The following is a 14,263-nucleotide window of genomic DNA, read 5'->3' on the forward strand; positions in this document are numbered from 1 at the left end:
TAACCGGTAACCATCACCTGCTAGCCATCTACTATTGACTGCTAGCCAATAACCACTGCACTGATAACCGCAGCTTGTGGTCAGCATCGGCCTCAGTCCGTTTATTTGGCAGCACTGGTTTCCAGATACGCTTTGGTAGAAATATCAGTCCAGGCACGTACTTTCTTCAGGTAATCCGCCTGGGATTCCACAATGCGCTTGGCCAGTTCGTCTTTTTCAGTCAGTTCGGCCAGCAGTTCGTCGTTGGCTTTGCGCATCGCATCCATCACGTCTTGCGGAAAGTCGCGCACCTGAATGTCCGGGTTTTCGGCCAGCATTTTGTCCCACGCCATGGCATTGGCATCAATCGCTTGCACGTACAGGTCGAAGGCGGCTACGCGGAAGGCGGTTTCCAGAATCACTTGCAGGTCTTTCGGCAAGGAATTCCACTTCTTCTTGTTCACCAAAAACTGGGTTTCAGAACCCGGCTCGTGCCATGCGGTGTAGTAGAACGGCGCGATTTTCTGGAAGCCCATGCGCAGGTCGAAGGCAGGACCTACCCACTCCAGTGCGTCAATGGTGCCGCGCTCCAGCGAGGTATACAGTTCACCCGGGGCAATGTTGGTTGGGCTTGCACCAACGCGAGCGAAGACTTCACCGGCAAAGCCAGGAATACGCATTTTCAGGCCCTGCAGATCGGCCAGCGATTTGATTTCCTGCTTGAACCAGCCACCCATCTGAATATCCGAGTTACCACCCGGAAACGACAGCAGGTTGTGCGGGCCATACACCTCTTGCATTAGCTCCATACCGCCACCACGGTAGAACCAGGCGTATTGTTCGGTGCTCATCATGCCGAACGGCATGGAGGAGAAAAACAGCGTGTTCGGCACCTTGCCCTTCCAGTAATAAGAGCTGGAATGACCCAGATCGTACTGGCCAGACTTCACCATATCGAACACACCAAACGGTGACTTATGCTTGTTGGCGGAGTCGATTCGAATTTGCAAACGGCCGTTAGACATCTCGTTGACGAGCTTGGCCATGTTCTTGCTGGCATCACCCAGAATCGGCGTGCCCGCAGCCCAGGTTTCGGCCAGTTTCAGGCGGTAAACCTTATCGGCCGCCGTGGCAGTAAAAGACAGTGCCGCAATGGTCGCCACACTGACCGCTTTCAGAAGCAGTGTTACTGTATTTTTCTTTTTCATCATGTTCTCTTGACGCTCTCGATCGCTCCTCTTCCGTGGGAGCTTATTGATAGAACACCTGTACCGGTGCTTTCCAAGCCGGACACTTTAGCGGTTCAGTCAACAGGATGCTATCTGAGCGGTCAGGAAACGATCGGCAGATGAGAAATTCAGGATCGTTTGGCCGTAAGGCTGTTAATTCGAAGTCGGGACGTTCAATTCATAGCTGGTGTACTGCTGCCCGAACAGGGTGCTTTCGTACACACGTGAGGCCATTTTTCGCAGAAAGCGATATTCAGGGCGAGTATGAAACAAATGCAGCACCACCTGAGTATGACCAAGCTCTGCCGCCCACTTCATCATATCCTTGAACACCGCAATACCGACGCCCCAGAAAGATTCATCCAGCACAATCGCCAACTCATAGGCGTCGTTTTCAAACTGAACCCCACACCAGCCTGCAACGGCCCCATTCACGCTAATACCACGAACACGGCAACCCGGTGCGGCATCCACCGCTTTCTTCTCTGCAACCCAAGCCGCCAAAGTGGTTTCGGTAAACAGATCATGCTGTACCAAATGCGTGCGGATTCTGTCCTTGTTCAGCATGGCCAACAGCGCGTGCTGGTCCAGCTCACCAAGCTGAGAGTACTCAACTCTTGGAGATTCAATGCGATCCATAGGTGTTCTAACTCCATGTGTCCGGATTTGAGTGTGCGCCTGTTTAAAACGCCCCTGTTTAAAACGCCGCGGTTCAAAGCACCGTCTGGGCAATGAAACAGCCGAGTGATTCGCGACGTCCATTCCTGAAATCCCGTCGCCCTCAGTCAACCCGGCTATTCAAACGGCTCATAGAATGCTGCCAGCTTTTTCTTTTTAAACAGCACGCTAACCAACACTGCTCGGGAGCCGAGATGTCTGACTTCATTACCGTACTGCGCGAAACCTGCCCGACCCCAGTGGTCGATGCCACCAAATGGAAGCGCATTGAAGGCGAACCACACACCGTTAACCTGAACGCCTACCAATCTGAAGATGGCAGCAAAATCATGGGCACCTGGATCTGCACCCCAGGCAAATTTGAAGTCGCTTACGACAAGTGGGAGTTCTGCCACTTTCTGGAAGGCTACTGCATCATCACCCCGGAAGGTGAAGAGCCAAAGCACCTGAAAGGCGGCGACGTGTTTGTGATTGAACCAGGCATGAAAGGCACCTGGGAAGTGGTTGAAACCGTTCGCAAATACTTCGTGTTTGCCTGATACGGCTTGCTTTGTTAGCCACAGCCCTGTGTTTTTAGCGCAGGGCTGTTTCTTCATCTCGACGTCACGGAATAACAACCCCGCGAAATCATCACCTCACCAAATCACAAACCCAGTTTTGCCCGCTCAATGGCTGATTTCACCGCCGACAGTGCTCGAGGGCTGTTTTTCCAACAGGTGGTGTTTAGCATCGACGCGACCCTTTCAGCAATTTCCTCTGGCTCAAAACCAGCCAAATCAGAAAACGAGTCTATACCAATCTCCTCAAAACGCTTCACCACCGTAGGCCCAACTCCTTTGACCTCAAGCAGGGCTGACTTTTCCGAATCACTAAAGGGCATATATTGGCACTCCATACCGATAATTATCCGACGACTGCTAAGTAATGAGCCGTGCTGATCAAGCACGCCAACGCTACATGGACTTCATGGCAGGAACAACTACTTCACCCAAAAACTGCACCGTACTGTAGGAGGGATTTCAATCCCGATTGAATAGCCCTGAACGGCCGCTGCGATGGGCACAAGTGCCCATCCTCTGACGCTGGCTCGCTTGTTCTGGTTGAATAACCGGATTATTTAAATGGGAATACCGGCTGGATTTACAGCCGGTGTGGTCTGGCAAGTGTTAGGGCGTTGGCTATTCCGCTGTTTATTAAATAGCAGGCATACCGATATAGCCCGGCAGCTCTTTGATGCGGCCAATCCACGCCTGAATGGCCGGGTACTGTTCCAGCGTGACGCCGCCTTCCCAGCCCAGTGCGATGTATGGGAATACCGCCAGATCGGCGATGGTTGGGCGGCCCAGTGCCAGCCATTCGTTGTTTTGCAGGTGCTGCTCTATCAACGGCAGAATGTGGTTGCTGACTTCGATGGTGCGTTCTTTATTGAGGGCGTAGCCAAACTTGTCGACCAGACGGGCGGCGTTGGGGCCGTTGAAGATTTCGTTGGCAGCAGTCGACAGCCATTGCATCACCTCACCCTGCTGGGCGGCACCGTCTGGCCACCATTGGTTGCCTGCGTATTTGCGGCTCAGGTACACCAGAATCGCCTGCGAATCGCGCAGCACTACGTCGCCATCTTCCAGCACTGGCAGTTCACCGAATGGATTGAGGTCGATCACCGGTGCTCGCTTGTGGGCACCGTCGAGGAAGTCGACCGGCACAATTTCCATGTCGATGCCAGCCAGTGCGGCTAACAGGCGGACTTTGTAGCAGTTACCAGACAGTTCAAGATCGTAGAGTTTCATGGCAGTACCTTTGGGGTTTTATTGTTATCTAACGGTCGCTTCATCCGAATCGTTGTGATCCGGTTCAGAAATCAGCTGGTTAAATTCCAGCACATTGCGGTCGGGGTCGCGAATAAACAGCGTGATACGGCGTGGGCCTATCGGGTGGATGCCTTCGGTAATCACAATGCCCTGCTGGTCGAGCCAGTCCTTCATGGCGTGAAGGTCATTCACCACAAACGCAGCATGGGTAACGCCCGGCAGTTTTACGGGCTCATCCAGCAGCACGTTGCGGTTATTCGGCGCTTTGCTGGCATTGAAGATCAGGTTGATCCGCACGCCATACGGCGATTCCATTTCGTTGGCTTCGTAGTCGTCAAAGCTGCGTATTTCCTTAAAGCCCAGCTGCTCGTAAAAGGCCACGGCCGTCTGGCGGTCGCTGACGCGGATTCCTACGTGGTCATAGGCGCGAATGGCTTGAGGGTTCACGGTAGCTCCAAAGTACGAGGTTGTTGGGTTCAGTAAACGCCTTTCGTTCAGTGCAATAAATACAGCGAGACTGTTAGGTTTATTCAGCTTTTTGCATAAATCCCAGCGACTGCCCAAGGCAGTGGCCCGAACCCAAATAGCCGAAAGCGAGCAAAGATAAATGGACAAACTCAAGGCGATGGCGACCTTTGTGGCGATTGTGGATCACGGCAGCATGAGTGCGGCGGCCGATCAGCTGGCGCGTTCACCGGCGGCGGTGGTACGCAGTCTGGCAGAGCTGGAAAAACAGCTGGGCGTACGGCTGCTGAACCGTAGCACCCGCCGATTGGCGTTGACCGACGAAGGCCGCGACTACTTGCAGCATTGCCGCCGCATTCTAGCCGATGTGGATGCGGCGGAGTTCCAGCTCGACAGCCGTCGCGCCAACCCTGCAGGCAAGTTGAAAATCACCGCGCCGATGATGTTTGGCCGTTTGCATATCGCCCCGTTGCTGAACCAGTGGCTGCAACAGCATGAAGGCATGAGCGCCGAGTTAACTCTGCTCGACCGCACTGTGGATTTGATTGAAGAAGGCTTCGACCTTGGCCTGCGTATTGGTCAGCTGGCGGATTCTTCGCTGGTCGCCAAGCCGCTGGGGCATGTGCGTTGGGTGTTGTGTGCCAGCCCTGAATTATTGAAGCTGCTGGAGCAGCAAAACCCGTCGGTTTCTCACCCAATGGATTTAAAAGAGCTGCCGACGCTGGCGTTTACGGCGTCAGGCAATCACTGGCCGTTTCGACATGAAGGCAGCGACGGCACCGTAAAAATCACACCCGTGTTCGCCAGCAATCAGATAGATACCTTGCTGCAAGCCTGCCGCGATGGCCTTGGTATTACCCGGGTGCTGTCGTATCAGGCCCAACAGGATTTTGAGCAAGGTACCCTGGTGCCTGTGTTTGCCAACAGCAGCCCTGCCCCGGTGCCCGTGCAGTTTGTGATGCCGCATAACCGCTTGGTGTCGCCAAGGGTGCGCAGTTTTCTGAACAGTGCGGCTGAGCCACTGCGGCAGCAGTTGCACAATATAGAAGCTTTTGTCAGCCAAGCATGATTGGTAAATCCAATTGCCGACTCTGGCAAAGTGTCTTGAACAATCGTCAAGAAAATACCGATATGGATCATGTATGACCTGAGTTGCAACGTTCTCGAAATCATCACCGTGGTCTACTATGGTTACTAATTAACCAGCCAGGCCTGTGAAAGGATTCCCTCATGACACGACCTCACAAGGGGCTATTGCTGGCAGCACTGCTTGCTAGCCCAGCCGTACTCCATGCAGACGACCAGGATAAAAAAGACTCATACAGTTATCTGGGTGGCTTCACTGTTGGTTACAAATATCAGGAGATGGAAGCCGACACGATTCGCTATGCCTATGTCAAAACGACGGGCATGAACATCGTTCAGTTCATCTGGTCGCCGTCCGAAGCGAGTTGGGCTAGTTCACGGGGCTGGTTGGCGGCCATTCTGCCCGATCTGAGTTATGAAACCACGCCGGGCGACTCTGCCGAGCAGGACACCATTGCCGAAGTATCAGACTCATCCAAGCAAGGCTGGAAACGCTATATGGGGACGTTTGATATCCAGCCGACCACCTTTTTCAGCGACAACGACACGTCGGCTCATCACATAGATGTGAGTCTCGATGTACAAACGTTTTTGGTGACGGTGCAAACCACCCAGGACTACTTTTACGTTGATAACAACGACGCCCGACTGCTCACCGCAGGCGATCAGCTGGATCTCAGTTCGACCTTTACCGAAGCCAAGCTGGGCTATCGCTGGCAAAAGGAATCTCTGGAAGGTTACAGCGGTATTTATTTCATGAGCTTCGGGGCTTTTTCGGTGGACTACGAGAAACCGATATCCAGCGACGTGACCACGGCCATTGAGTCGATTTACAAGGGCACCTTCAATGCGACCGGTGTGTACGCCAGCATGGGCACCAAACTGGGAAATTTGCGACTTGATCTACGCTACGACATATCCCTGGATGCCACGGCGGAGGTCGATGGCGGAACGTCGTTGGCGCGCACGGACTACGGCTACGACGAAACCATCGAATACAACGCCTGGCGTGCCACAATTTCCTACGATCTTGAGAACTTCCTGTTCGGATTACCGCTGGAAACCCGAGTGAATTACATCGAACGAGAGTTCAGCACCCTTGCAGACGATGCAAGCCTCAACGATGACCGCATCATCGATCTTGCCCTGACCTATAAATTCAGCCTGTAACGGAGGACGCATCATGACTGTATTTGCTGCGGTAAAACGCATTCCTGCCGTTATGGCGGTGACTACCAGCCTGCTACTGCAAGGCTGTCTGTTTAATGAAACGGGCGACGAATACGAGCAGCCCGACAACAATACTGACCCGACGCTGCGACTCAATTACAACACCAGCACTGCGGTGAATGCATACCTGACCTTTGCCGAAGACAGTGCTGATATCAGCGTTCGCTTTGGCAGTCAGAATTTTACGTTCCCGGACCGCTCAGAAATGCGCTTGCTCGGGTTCGGTGGTTTTGAAACTGACAGAGTCTGGAAAACGTCGGTTCTGGAAGACAGTCGAGGCATCAAGACGCTGCGCCTGGGTTATTACCAGATCACTCCAGACACTTCTGACATTGGCGCGCCCGAATTTCACAATTTTGCCAAGGATACCCGTGGCAATATTTACCTGACCGAAACCGCCGAAGCGCTGAAGTCAGACCTTGGCGAATCACCGTTTGTACAGCAAAGCGGAGCTCTGCTGTTTCCCGCGGAAGTAGACGTTGGCGAAAGCTGGGTTGCCGGCCCAACCATCGTGCCGATGTTCTATAACTTCGGCTCTGGTACCGGTTGGACCGTTACCCTGGTTGATGACAACGGCACCGCCCCTGTCAGTGGTACCACAGGCTGCGTGGTGCTGAAGTATTACCGCAATACCTTTGCTTTTTACATGTTCCTGAAAGATGGCGAAGGTGTGGTGGAATGGATCAACAGCTGGGAAGAGGATGAACAGGGTAATATCCTGCCGATCAATGGTTGGGCCATCGCTGATGACGGCGACTACAGCTCGGACATCGCCTTTACCAATTACGGTTGGTCGTACGACAGCAGCAACCCGGTAGGTGGCCTGTTCCAGTCTATCGGTATCAAGGTTGTTGACGGCGAAGAAGCCAATTACAACAGCAGTACAACGACACCGGTTAATAATTCCGGCTATACCTTCACCCGTACTGTCTATTCAAACCCTCCATCGAGCAGTGTTTATCCCGAACTATTGGAATTGCGCCTGCCCTACAATAACGACGGTGACACCGTCGACTTTACTGACGTTGAATGGAATTCACTGGCTGGTGATTACTACCGTCCTCTGATTCGCGTTGCCCACAATGGCAATACCTACATTGCCGATGAAAGCACAGGCAGTTTTGCAGTCGATAAAATCAACTATCAGATGGCTGGGCCTTCGCAGTTGGAATTTCTTGGCCGCGGCGTACTGGTTAACGAGAGCGATGCCAGCGATGAATTGCTCTTTACAGGTCTGATGAGCGGCGTGTATTTGAATGCCGACTCAACCGGGCTGAGCAGCGATTTCACCATCCTGGGCCTGGATGAAAACAACCGTCTTCCTGCTGCAACGCCCGGCAGTGACTATCGCATTTACATCAGTTACGCCTACCTCAATGAGCCCTTGCATGAGCTGCTGGAATTGGCGGACGAAACGATCGCGGCCTACGACACCAGTGGCTTCAGTCTGGTGAGCACCTGTTTTGGCGAGCGCGATGCGAATGACCTCTGTGCCAGTACCAACGTCGCTTTCACACTTACCATTCCCGACGATATTGAGGGCGAACTGGCACTCTATATTGGCGGCGAAGACGCCGATGGCGTTGTTCAATCCGTTAGTCAGAAATTCTATCTGCCGGTTGCGCAGCCCGGCACGGGCACTCGTGTTACGGCTCGAATCTACGATCAGTTTGACGACGCGATTCGCGGTTCATTGGACGACAGCGGCGAGTTTGATACCGGCTATATCAACGCCACCATGTCGGTCGCCGAGGGCAGTCATATCGTCCAATACACCTTCGATATGGGCGACGGCACAGTGATCACCGACAGCACACCTCTCGGCAGCTATACCTACACCAGTGAAGGAGAGTATCAGATTGCCATGACGGTAACGGACAATTTGGGGAACACGGATACCGCATACCGCAAGGTCGTGATCAGTGATAACGGTACACTGATTGTTCGCAATATCGCCAACGACAGCAGCAGTGGTTACTTTTACGTGGGTATTGATAACGCCGATGAGCCGGATGGTTATTACGATATTTACCAGTTTGTATCGCTTGAGAAGGGTGAAGAAATCAGCTTCGACCTGCCTGGCGACGTCAATTATCTGGTGAATATTATTCAGGGTGGCGAGGTCGTTTATTCAACCAGTACCTGGCTGCCCATAGCCGATGAAGAAGTGGTTGAAGTCGATCTTGACGAATAACACCGACTGACGCCCTCACCGTGCAGGCACGATGCAGCATCGTGCCTGCTGTTTGAATCGAATAGCCGTGAACCTCCAGAACAAACCGCCGAAACACCTCCCCTCCAAGCCTTCCTGCTCCTTTCCCCCCCAGTCCTGAGCCGTTACTCTCTTCCGTGCTCTAAAGCTGGTTTCCTGCGATACTGAGCGCCTTTTTCCGGCCGCCCTGTTTAAGGCCAATCCCCTTTTTGATGTATCACAGGAGTCTGTATGTCTGCGCTGAAGCTCAATTACCAAATCACCGGTGAAGGTAAGCCGCTGGTAATTATTCATGGCTTGTTTGGCATGTTGCAGAACTGGGGTGCGCAAACCAAGGCGCTGTCGGAAGAGTATCAGGTGATTACGGTTGATTTGCGCAACCATGGCCGCTCGCCGCATTCGGACGATGTGTCTTACCCGGCGATGGCGGCCGATGTGCGTCAGCTGATTGCAGACCTTGGTTTTGAGAAGGTCGATTTGTTGGGCCATTCGATGGGTGGCAAGGTAGCCATGCAGCTGGCGTGTGAGCCAGATACGCCGATTGACCGTTTGATTCTGGCAGACATCGCACCGGTCGATTACCCGAATCACCACAGTGATGTGTTTGCCGGTTTGCAGGCGGTGGATTTGGCAGCGCTGAAGTCTCGTGGCGAGGCCGACAAGATCATGGCCGAGCATATTGATGATGCGTCGGTACGGGCGTTTTTGTTAACCAACCTGTACAAGAATGAGGGCAGGTTTGCCTGGCGGATTAACCTGAAGGCCTTGGTTGAGCACTATGATGAGATTTCTTGCGCTCCGGCCATGCAACAGCCGTTCGAGGGGCCGACCTTGTTTATCAAGGGTGGTGATAGCCATTACATTTTGCCGAAGTATCAGGATACGGTGCTGAAGTGGTTCCCTAACGCAAGTTATAAAGTGATGCCGAATGTGGGCCATTGGCTGCATGCGGAAAAGCCGGATTTGTTTACCAGTTTGGTGCGCCGGTTTTTGCAGGGTTGATTTTTAAATAAGCGTTTAATGCGGGCGGGCCACCGGGATGCCGGGCCAATGCTCTCCCGGACCACCACGCGCCCGGTTTCGCGAATGAATTCGCTCCTACAGGATCAGTGTTTGTTCATAAGGCAACCAACAACGCATCAGGCGATGCGTTGTTGGTCTTCGAATGGCCTAACCACAATGGCGATGGATTTTGAGGTGGGTGTGTAGCTGCCGTCGCCAATGCTTTCCAGCGGCACCAGCGGGTTGGTTTCCGGGTAGTAGGCTGCCATGTTGCCGCGCGGGATGTCGTAGGAGACGGCTTTGAAGCCCGTTACCTTGCGCTCGCGGCTGTCGGGCCACAGCGACTGCATTTCTACCAGCTGTTCGTTTTCAAGCCCCAGGGCTTTCATGTCTTCAACGTTCATAAACAGTACTTTGCGTTGGCCAAATACGCCGCGGTAGCGGTCGTCCATGCCGTAGATGGTGGTGTTGTATTGGTCGTGGGAACGCAGGGTTTGCAGGGTGAAGACCTTGTCTTTGCTATTACGTTGGGCGGTTACAGCAATCAGTTCTTCTGGCAGTTGCGCACTGCTGAAGTTGGCTTTGCCGGTGCTGGTATTCCACTGACGGTTGGCGGCGCTGTTGCCCAAATAGAATCCGCCCGGTTGGCAGATTTTTTCATTAAAACCCTGGAAGCCGGGAATGGTCGCTTCAATCAGGTCACGAATGCGGTCGTAGTTAGCGGCCATGTCGTCCCAGTTAACAGGATGATTGCCCAGCAGGGCTTTGGCCATACCGGCAATGATGGCTGGTTCAGAGCGCAGTTCGTTGCTGAGCACGTCGCGTACGCCAGCAGAGGCATGCACCATGCTCATGGAGTCTTCCACGGTGATGCATTGCTCGCCACTGGCCTGCATGTCGATGTCGGTGCGGCCCAGGCACGGCAAAATCAGCGCGTCTTTGCCCGGTACGGTATGGCTGCGGTTCAGTTTGGTGCTGATGTTCACGGTCAGTTCGCACTGGCGCATGGCTTCCATCACTCGTGGGGTGTCTGGTGTAGCGGCCACAAAGTTTCCGCCGAGGCCAATAAATACCTTGCTGTCGCCGCGTAGCATGGCTTCGATGGCTTCAATGGTGTTGTGTCCATTTTCCCGTGGCATTGGCAGGTTGAAGTGCTGTTCCAGACTGTCCAGCAAGGCTTTGGGTGGGCGGTCGTTGATGCCCATGGTGCGGTCGCCTTGCACATTGCTGTGGCCACGAACCGGGCAGGCGCCCGCTCCCGGCTTGCCAATGTTGCCGCGCAGCAACAGCAGATTGGTGACTTCTCGAATGGTGTCTACCGAGTGCTTGTGTTGCGTCAGACCCATGGCCCAGCTGCAAATCACGCGGTCAGAACGGGCATAGATTTCAGCGGCGTCGATCAGCTGATGCTGTAGCAGTCCGCTTTGTTCTTCAATGTGTTCCCACGAGGTGGCATCAACCGCCGCCAGGTAGTCGTCCAGTCCGCTGGTGTGCTGTTCGATAAATTCCAGATCAAACACGCCTTTCAGCTGGTACTTTTCGGCTTTACGCTGCATGTCTAAAAGGTGCTTTACGATACCACGCACCGCCGCCATATCGCCGCCCAGCGCCGGGGTGTAATAGTCCGAGCTGATTTGGGTAGAGCCGTTGGAGAGCATTTCCACCGGGTTTTGCGGGTGGGTAAAGCGTTCCAGGCCGCGCTCTTTCAGGTTGTTGAAGCTCACAACACGAGCGCCGTGTTTGGAGGCATCCCGCAGGGCATCAAGCATGCGTGGGTGGTTGGTGCCGGGGTTCTGGCCAAATACAAAGATGGCGTCGGCCTGTTCAAAATCGTCCAGTGTGACCGTGCCCTTGCCGATGCCAATGCTGGCGATCAAAGCCTTGCCCGAAGCTTCATGACACATGTTGGAGCAGTCCGGGAAGTTGTTGGTGCCGTAGGCGCGCACCATTAACTGATACAAGTAGGCTGCTTCGTTGCTGGCTCGGCCAGAGGTATAGAACTCGGCCTGATCCGGGCTATCCAGTTGTTGCAGGTGGTCGGCAATCAGCACAAATGCCTCATCCCAGCCTATCGGCTGATAGGTGTCGGTACTGGCGTTGTAGCGCATGGGCTCGGTCAGGCGACCCTGAAATTCCAGAAAGTAATCCGACTGCTGATGCAACCAGCTGACTTTATGGCGACTGAAGAAGTCAGCATCCACGCGTTTGCTGGTGGCTTCCCAGTTAACGGCTTTGGCACCGTTTTCACAAAACCGCACCATGCTGGCCGAGGAGCCATCGCCCCAGGCACAGCCAGGGCAGTCGAATCCGGCAGGCTGGTTGGTTCGCAGCAGGTTTTTGATGTTGCCGGCGAGGTTATCGCTTTTCATCCAGTGCTTGGCGGTGCTTTTAAGCGCCCCCCAGCCGCCCGCCGCCTGAGTGTAGGGTTTGATAGTGGCTTTGTTTGTCATGCTGCGTACCGCGTTGAGTTGCCCGATTGCCCATTTTTATAGTGGCCTCGCCTGTGCTGCTTTCGCCAACAGTCGCTAAAAATCGCACCAGGCGGGCCAACCACCACAGCCAGTTGATGGCTTTGGTGGCGTTTGGGTTCTGTATGAATCTGGTTGTTATCGGCCTATGGTGCGGCGGCAAGTGCGTCATGGCCAATCAGTTGTCCTGACATGGTAATAAGCCTTTCTTATCAGTTTGATTTTAGTGGTAAGGTTTCCTGAACGGTTTTATCGCGATTTACGATGCTCAACTGACCAGGAACTCGCTCTGTATGGACCTGAAACAACTGCGCTTATTGTGTGCTCTGGACGATACCCGTCATTTTCGTAAAGCCGCTGAGGCCTGTTTTATTTCTCAGCCTGCCCTGTCGATGCGTTTGAAGTCGCTGGAAGAAGAACTGGGCGTTGCACTGGTACTGCGCCGCCAGCGTTTTGAGGGCTTTACACCCGAAGGCGAACACCTGTTGCAGTATGCCCGCAGCGTGGTCGCCAATTGCGATGCCATGGCCTCGGAAGCCACAGCTCTGCAAGGCCAAATGACGGGCAGCGTCAGAATCGGCGTGGTGCCGCTATCAGATTTTGACCTTGGCAGTCGTTTGCAGCTACTCAGCCGCCAACACCCGCAATTGCGTTTTCAGCTACAAAGCCTGAGCAACGAAGCAATTCTGGAGCGTTTGAACGACGGCAGACTGAACCTTGGTGTGGTGTATCAAAGTCATTTGGACGCTGCCCGGTTTGAAGTAGTGTCGCTTGGTCAGCAGCCATGTCATTTGTTGTATCAGCAAGAGGCAATGGCGGGACTGGTTAAAAACGAGCCGAACGCTGCGTTGCGCTGGCCGGATGTCGCGGCACTGCCATTGGGGTTGCTGGGCAGTAAAAATGTCTTTCGCCAGTTTATCGATCAGCAGTGCGTGCAGGCGGGAGTGTCGGTTACGCCGGTGGTGGAAAGCGATTCCATTCATCAGTTGCTGCAAATGGTCGATTCCGGCGTCTGTGCCACGGTGATTCCGGGAACGCGGCTATGCGGTTTGTCGCACTCGCATTTACGAGTTCTGCCGTTGGAAGCATTGGCTCCCGAGCTGACGCTGGTGAAACCTAAGCTGACGCCCTCCCCTCGGGTTCCGGCGGTGGTGTTTGAGGCACTGGCAGAGAACACAGCATCCTGAACAAGTCAGTCTGAACCGCCATAAATAGACGAGACAAAGAAAGAAAAGAGGGAAAAGAAAAGAGAAGCGGGAAAAGAGAACCGAGAAAGAGGTAAAAGAAGAATCCATGCCAGCAACGACCAGCGCTGCCAGCACAGAACAAACCAGCGGACCTTACAGAGTCAGGTCGCGGTTACTGGCTTTGACGAATTCTTTCTTCAGGTCTTCGTAGGTGTGAACCGCCGGGAACTGAGGGAATTCCTCGATCACGTTTTGTGGCGCATGGAACAGGATACCTGCATCCGCTTCGGCCAGCATGGTGGTGTCGTTGTAGGAATCACCCGCCGCAATGGTACGGTAGTAGATGGTTTGCAGGGCACGAATGGACTGACGCTTAGGATCGGCCTGACGCAGTTTGTAGTCGGTTACACGACCTTCTTCGTCAGTGATCAGACGGTGGCAGAACAGCGTTGGGAAACCAAGCTGACGCATCAGCGGCTGAGAGAATTCGTAGAAGGTATCGGACAGAATGATGACCTGGAAACGCTCACGCAACCAATCAACGAACTCACGCGCACCTTCCAGCGGGCTCAGGGTCGCAATGACTTCCTGGATGTCCTGAATCTTCAGGTTGTGTTCGTCCAGAATACGCAGACGCTGCTTCATCAGCACGTCGTAGTCGGGAATATCGCGAGTAGTCGCCTTCAGCTCTTCGATTCCGGTTTTGTTGGCAAACTCGATCCAGATTTCTGGTACCAGTACGCCTTCAAGGTCCAAGCATGCGATTTCCATGAAAAATCCGCCATATCAGTGTGGTTGTACAGAAACGACGTACTCTAGCCAGTTGGCGACATGAGGGCAACCGCAGCAATGCATGCAGCCTTGCTGAAAGCGGCTATCTGTTCGGAATGAGCTGACCACGACACTGTACAGAAGCGAT

The 14,263-nt window shown here is 53.8% G+C and carries 13 protein-coding genes; 6 read left to right on the forward strand and 7 right to left on the reverse strand.

What is annotated here, in order from left to right; translation table 11 throughout:
- Positions 1-101 precede the first annotated feature (101 nt).
- Complete coding sequence (locus ACXADJ_RS07645) at positions 102-1,190, reverse strand: TRAP transporter substrate-binding protein (RefSeq protein WP_475064420.1); 1,089 nt, start codon at positions 1,188-1,190, stop codon at positions 102-104.
- A gap of 171 nt (positions 1,191-1,361) precedes the next feature.
- Positions 1,362-1,847: a GNAT family N-acetyltransferase gene (locus ACXADJ_RS07650; RefSeq protein WP_475064422.1), complete on the reverse strand. Its 486-nt coding sequence runs from the start codon at positions 1,845-1,847 to the stop codon at positions 1,362-1,364.
- Between the two features lie 233 nt (positions 1,848-2,080).
- On the opposite strand from ACXADJ_RS07650, the gene ACXADJ_RS07655 reads away from it, so the two are divergent.
- Positions 2,081-2,425, forward strand: coding sequence for a cupin domain-containing protein (locus ACXADJ_RS07655; protein WP_028292451.1), 345 nt, complete (start codon positions 2,081-2,083; stop codon positions 2,423-2,425).
- Positions 2,426-2,529: 104 nt separating this feature from the next.
- Here ACXADJ_RS07655 and ACXADJ_RS07660 read toward each other — a convergent pair whose 3' ends face one another.
- The 3 genes from ACXADJ_RS07660 to ACXADJ_RS07670 form a co-directional block, all read right to left on the reverse strand.
- On the reverse strand, positions 2,530-2,766 hold the full coding sequence (locus ACXADJ_RS07660) for a helix-hairpin-helix domain-containing protein (RefSeq protein WP_475064425.1): 237 nt from the start codon (positions 2,764-2,766) through the stop codon (positions 2,530-2,532).
- Between the two features lie 313 nt (positions 2,767-3,079).
- The gene (locus ACXADJ_RS07665) at positions 3,080-3,673 is read right to left on the reverse strand and encodes a glutathione S-transferase family protein (RefSeq protein WP_475064427.1); all 594 of its coding nucleotides are present in this window, start codon (positions 3,671-3,673) and stop codon (positions 3,080-3,082) included.
- Between the two features lie 24 nt (positions 3,674-3,697).
- Positions 3,698-4,141 (reverse strand): VOC family protein, encoded by a 444-nt coding sequence (locus ACXADJ_RS07670; protein ID WP_475064429.1) that lies wholly within the window; start codon positions 4,139-4,141, stop codon positions 3,698-3,700.
- Positions 4,142-4,301: 160 nt separating this feature from the next.
- Between ACXADJ_RS07670 and ACXADJ_RS07675 the strand changes: the two genes are divergently transcribed.
- From ACXADJ_RS07675 to ACXADJ_RS07690, 4 genes are all read left to right on the forward strand, one after another.
- The gene (locus tag ACXADJ_RS07675) at positions 4,302-5,228 is read left to right on the forward strand and encodes a LysR family transcriptional regulator (RefSeq protein ID WP_475064431.1); all 927 of its coding nucleotides are present in this window, start codon (positions 4,302-4,304) and stop codon (positions 5,226-5,228) included.
- A gap of 161 nt (positions 5,229-5,389) precedes the next feature.
- Positions 5,390-6,415: a hypothetical protein gene (locus tag ACXADJ_RS07680; RefSeq protein WP_475064434.1), complete on the forward strand. Its 1,026-nt coding sequence runs from the start codon at positions 5,390-5,392 to the stop codon at positions 6,413-6,415.
- A 13-nt stretch (positions 6,416-6,428) separates the two neighbouring features.
- Complete coding sequence (locus tag ACXADJ_RS07685) at positions 6,429-8,669, forward strand: PKD domain-containing protein (RefSeq protein ID WP_475064436.1); 2,241 nt, start codon at positions 6,429-6,431, stop codon at positions 8,667-8,669.
- Between the two features lie 249 nt (positions 8,670-8,918).
- Complete coding sequence (locus ACXADJ_RS07690) at positions 8,919-9,689, forward strand: alpha/beta fold hydrolase (RefSeq protein ID WP_475064438.1); 771 nt, start codon at positions 8,919-8,921, stop codon at positions 9,687-9,689.
- 137 nt (positions 9,690-9,826) lie between these two features.
- On the opposite strand, the gene ACXADJ_RS07695 is transcribed toward ACXADJ_RS07690, so the two are convergent.
- Positions 9,827-12,139: an FdhF/YdeP family oxidoreductase gene (locus tag ACXADJ_RS07695; protein ID WP_475064441.1), complete on the reverse strand. Its 2,313-nt coding sequence runs from the start codon at positions 12,137-12,139 to the stop codon at positions 9,827-9,829.
- A 311-nt stretch (positions 12,140-12,450) separates the two neighbouring features.
- Here ACXADJ_RS07695 and ACXADJ_RS07700 point away from each other — a divergent pair, with 311 nt between their 5' ends.
- On the forward strand, positions 12,451-13,344 hold the full coding sequence (locus ACXADJ_RS07700; protein ID WP_475064443.1) for a LysR family transcriptional regulator: 894 nt from the start codon (positions 12,451-12,453) through the stop codon (positions 13,342-13,344).
- A gap of 153 nt (positions 13,345-13,497) precedes the next feature.
- Here ACXADJ_RS07700 and thrH read toward each other — a convergent pair whose 3' ends face one another.
- The gene (thrH, locus tag ACXADJ_RS07705) at positions 13,498-14,115 is read right to left on the reverse strand and encodes a bifunctional phosphoserine phosphatase/homoserine phosphotransferase ThrH (protein WP_475064446.1); all 618 of its coding nucleotides are present in this window, start codon (positions 14,113-14,115) and stop codon (positions 13,498-13,500) included.
- Between the last annotated feature and the right edge of the window lie 148 nt (positions 14,116-14,263).

The organism is Oceanobacter sp. ABM4_470, from assembly GCF_056158645.1.

Excerpts from the sequence above, each read along its gene's own strand:
- ACXADJ_RS07645 (WP_475064420.1), bottom strand. The coding sequence starts at position 1,190 with ATGATGAAAAAGAAAAATACAGTAACACTGCTTCTGAAAGCGGTCAGT.
- ACXADJ_RS07650 (WP_475064422.1), bottom strand. The coding sequence starts at position 1,847 with ATGGATCGCATTGAATCTCCAAGAGTTGAGTACTCTCAGCTTGGTGAG.
- ACXADJ_RS07655 (WP_028292451.1), top strand. The coding sequence starts at position 2,081 with ATGTCTGACTTCATTACCGTACTGCGCGAAACCTGCCCGACCCCAGTG.
- ACXADJ_RS07660 (WP_475064425.1), bottom strand. The coding sequence starts at position 2,766 with ATGCCCTTTAGTGATTCGGAAAAGTCAGCCCTGCTTGAGGTCAAAGGA.
- ACXADJ_RS07665 (WP_475064427.1), bottom strand. The coding sequence starts at position 3,673 with ATGAAACTCTACGATCTTGAACTGTCTGGTAACTGCTACAAAGTCCGC.
- ACXADJ_RS07675 (WP_475064431.1), top strand. The coding sequence starts at position 4,302 with ATGGACAAACTCAAGGCGATGGCGACCTTTGTGGCGATTGTGGATCAC.
- ACXADJ_RS07680 (WP_475064434.1), top strand. The coding sequence starts at position 5,390 with ATGACACGACCTCACAAGGGGCTATTGCTGGCAGCACTGCTTGCTAGC.
- ACXADJ_RS07685 (WP_475064436.1), top strand. The coding sequence starts at position 6,429 with ATGACTGTATTTGCTGCGGTAAAACGCATTCCTGCCGTTATGGCGGTG.
- ACXADJ_RS07690 (WP_475064438.1), top strand. The coding sequence starts at position 8,919 with ATGTCTGCGCTGAAGCTCAATTACCAAATCACCGGTGAAGGTAAGCCG.
- ACXADJ_RS07695 (WP_475064441.1), bottom strand. The coding sequence starts at position 12,139 with ATGACAAACAAAGCCACTATCAAACCCTACACTCAGGCGGCGGGCGGC.
- ACXADJ_RS07700 (WP_475064443.1), top strand. The coding sequence starts at position 12,451 with ATGGACCTGAAACAACTGCGCTTATTGTGTGCTCTGGACGATACCCGT.
- thrH (WP_475064446.1), bottom strand. The coding sequence starts at position 14,115 with ATGGAAATCGCATGCTTGGACCTTGAAGGCGTACTGGTACCAGAAATC.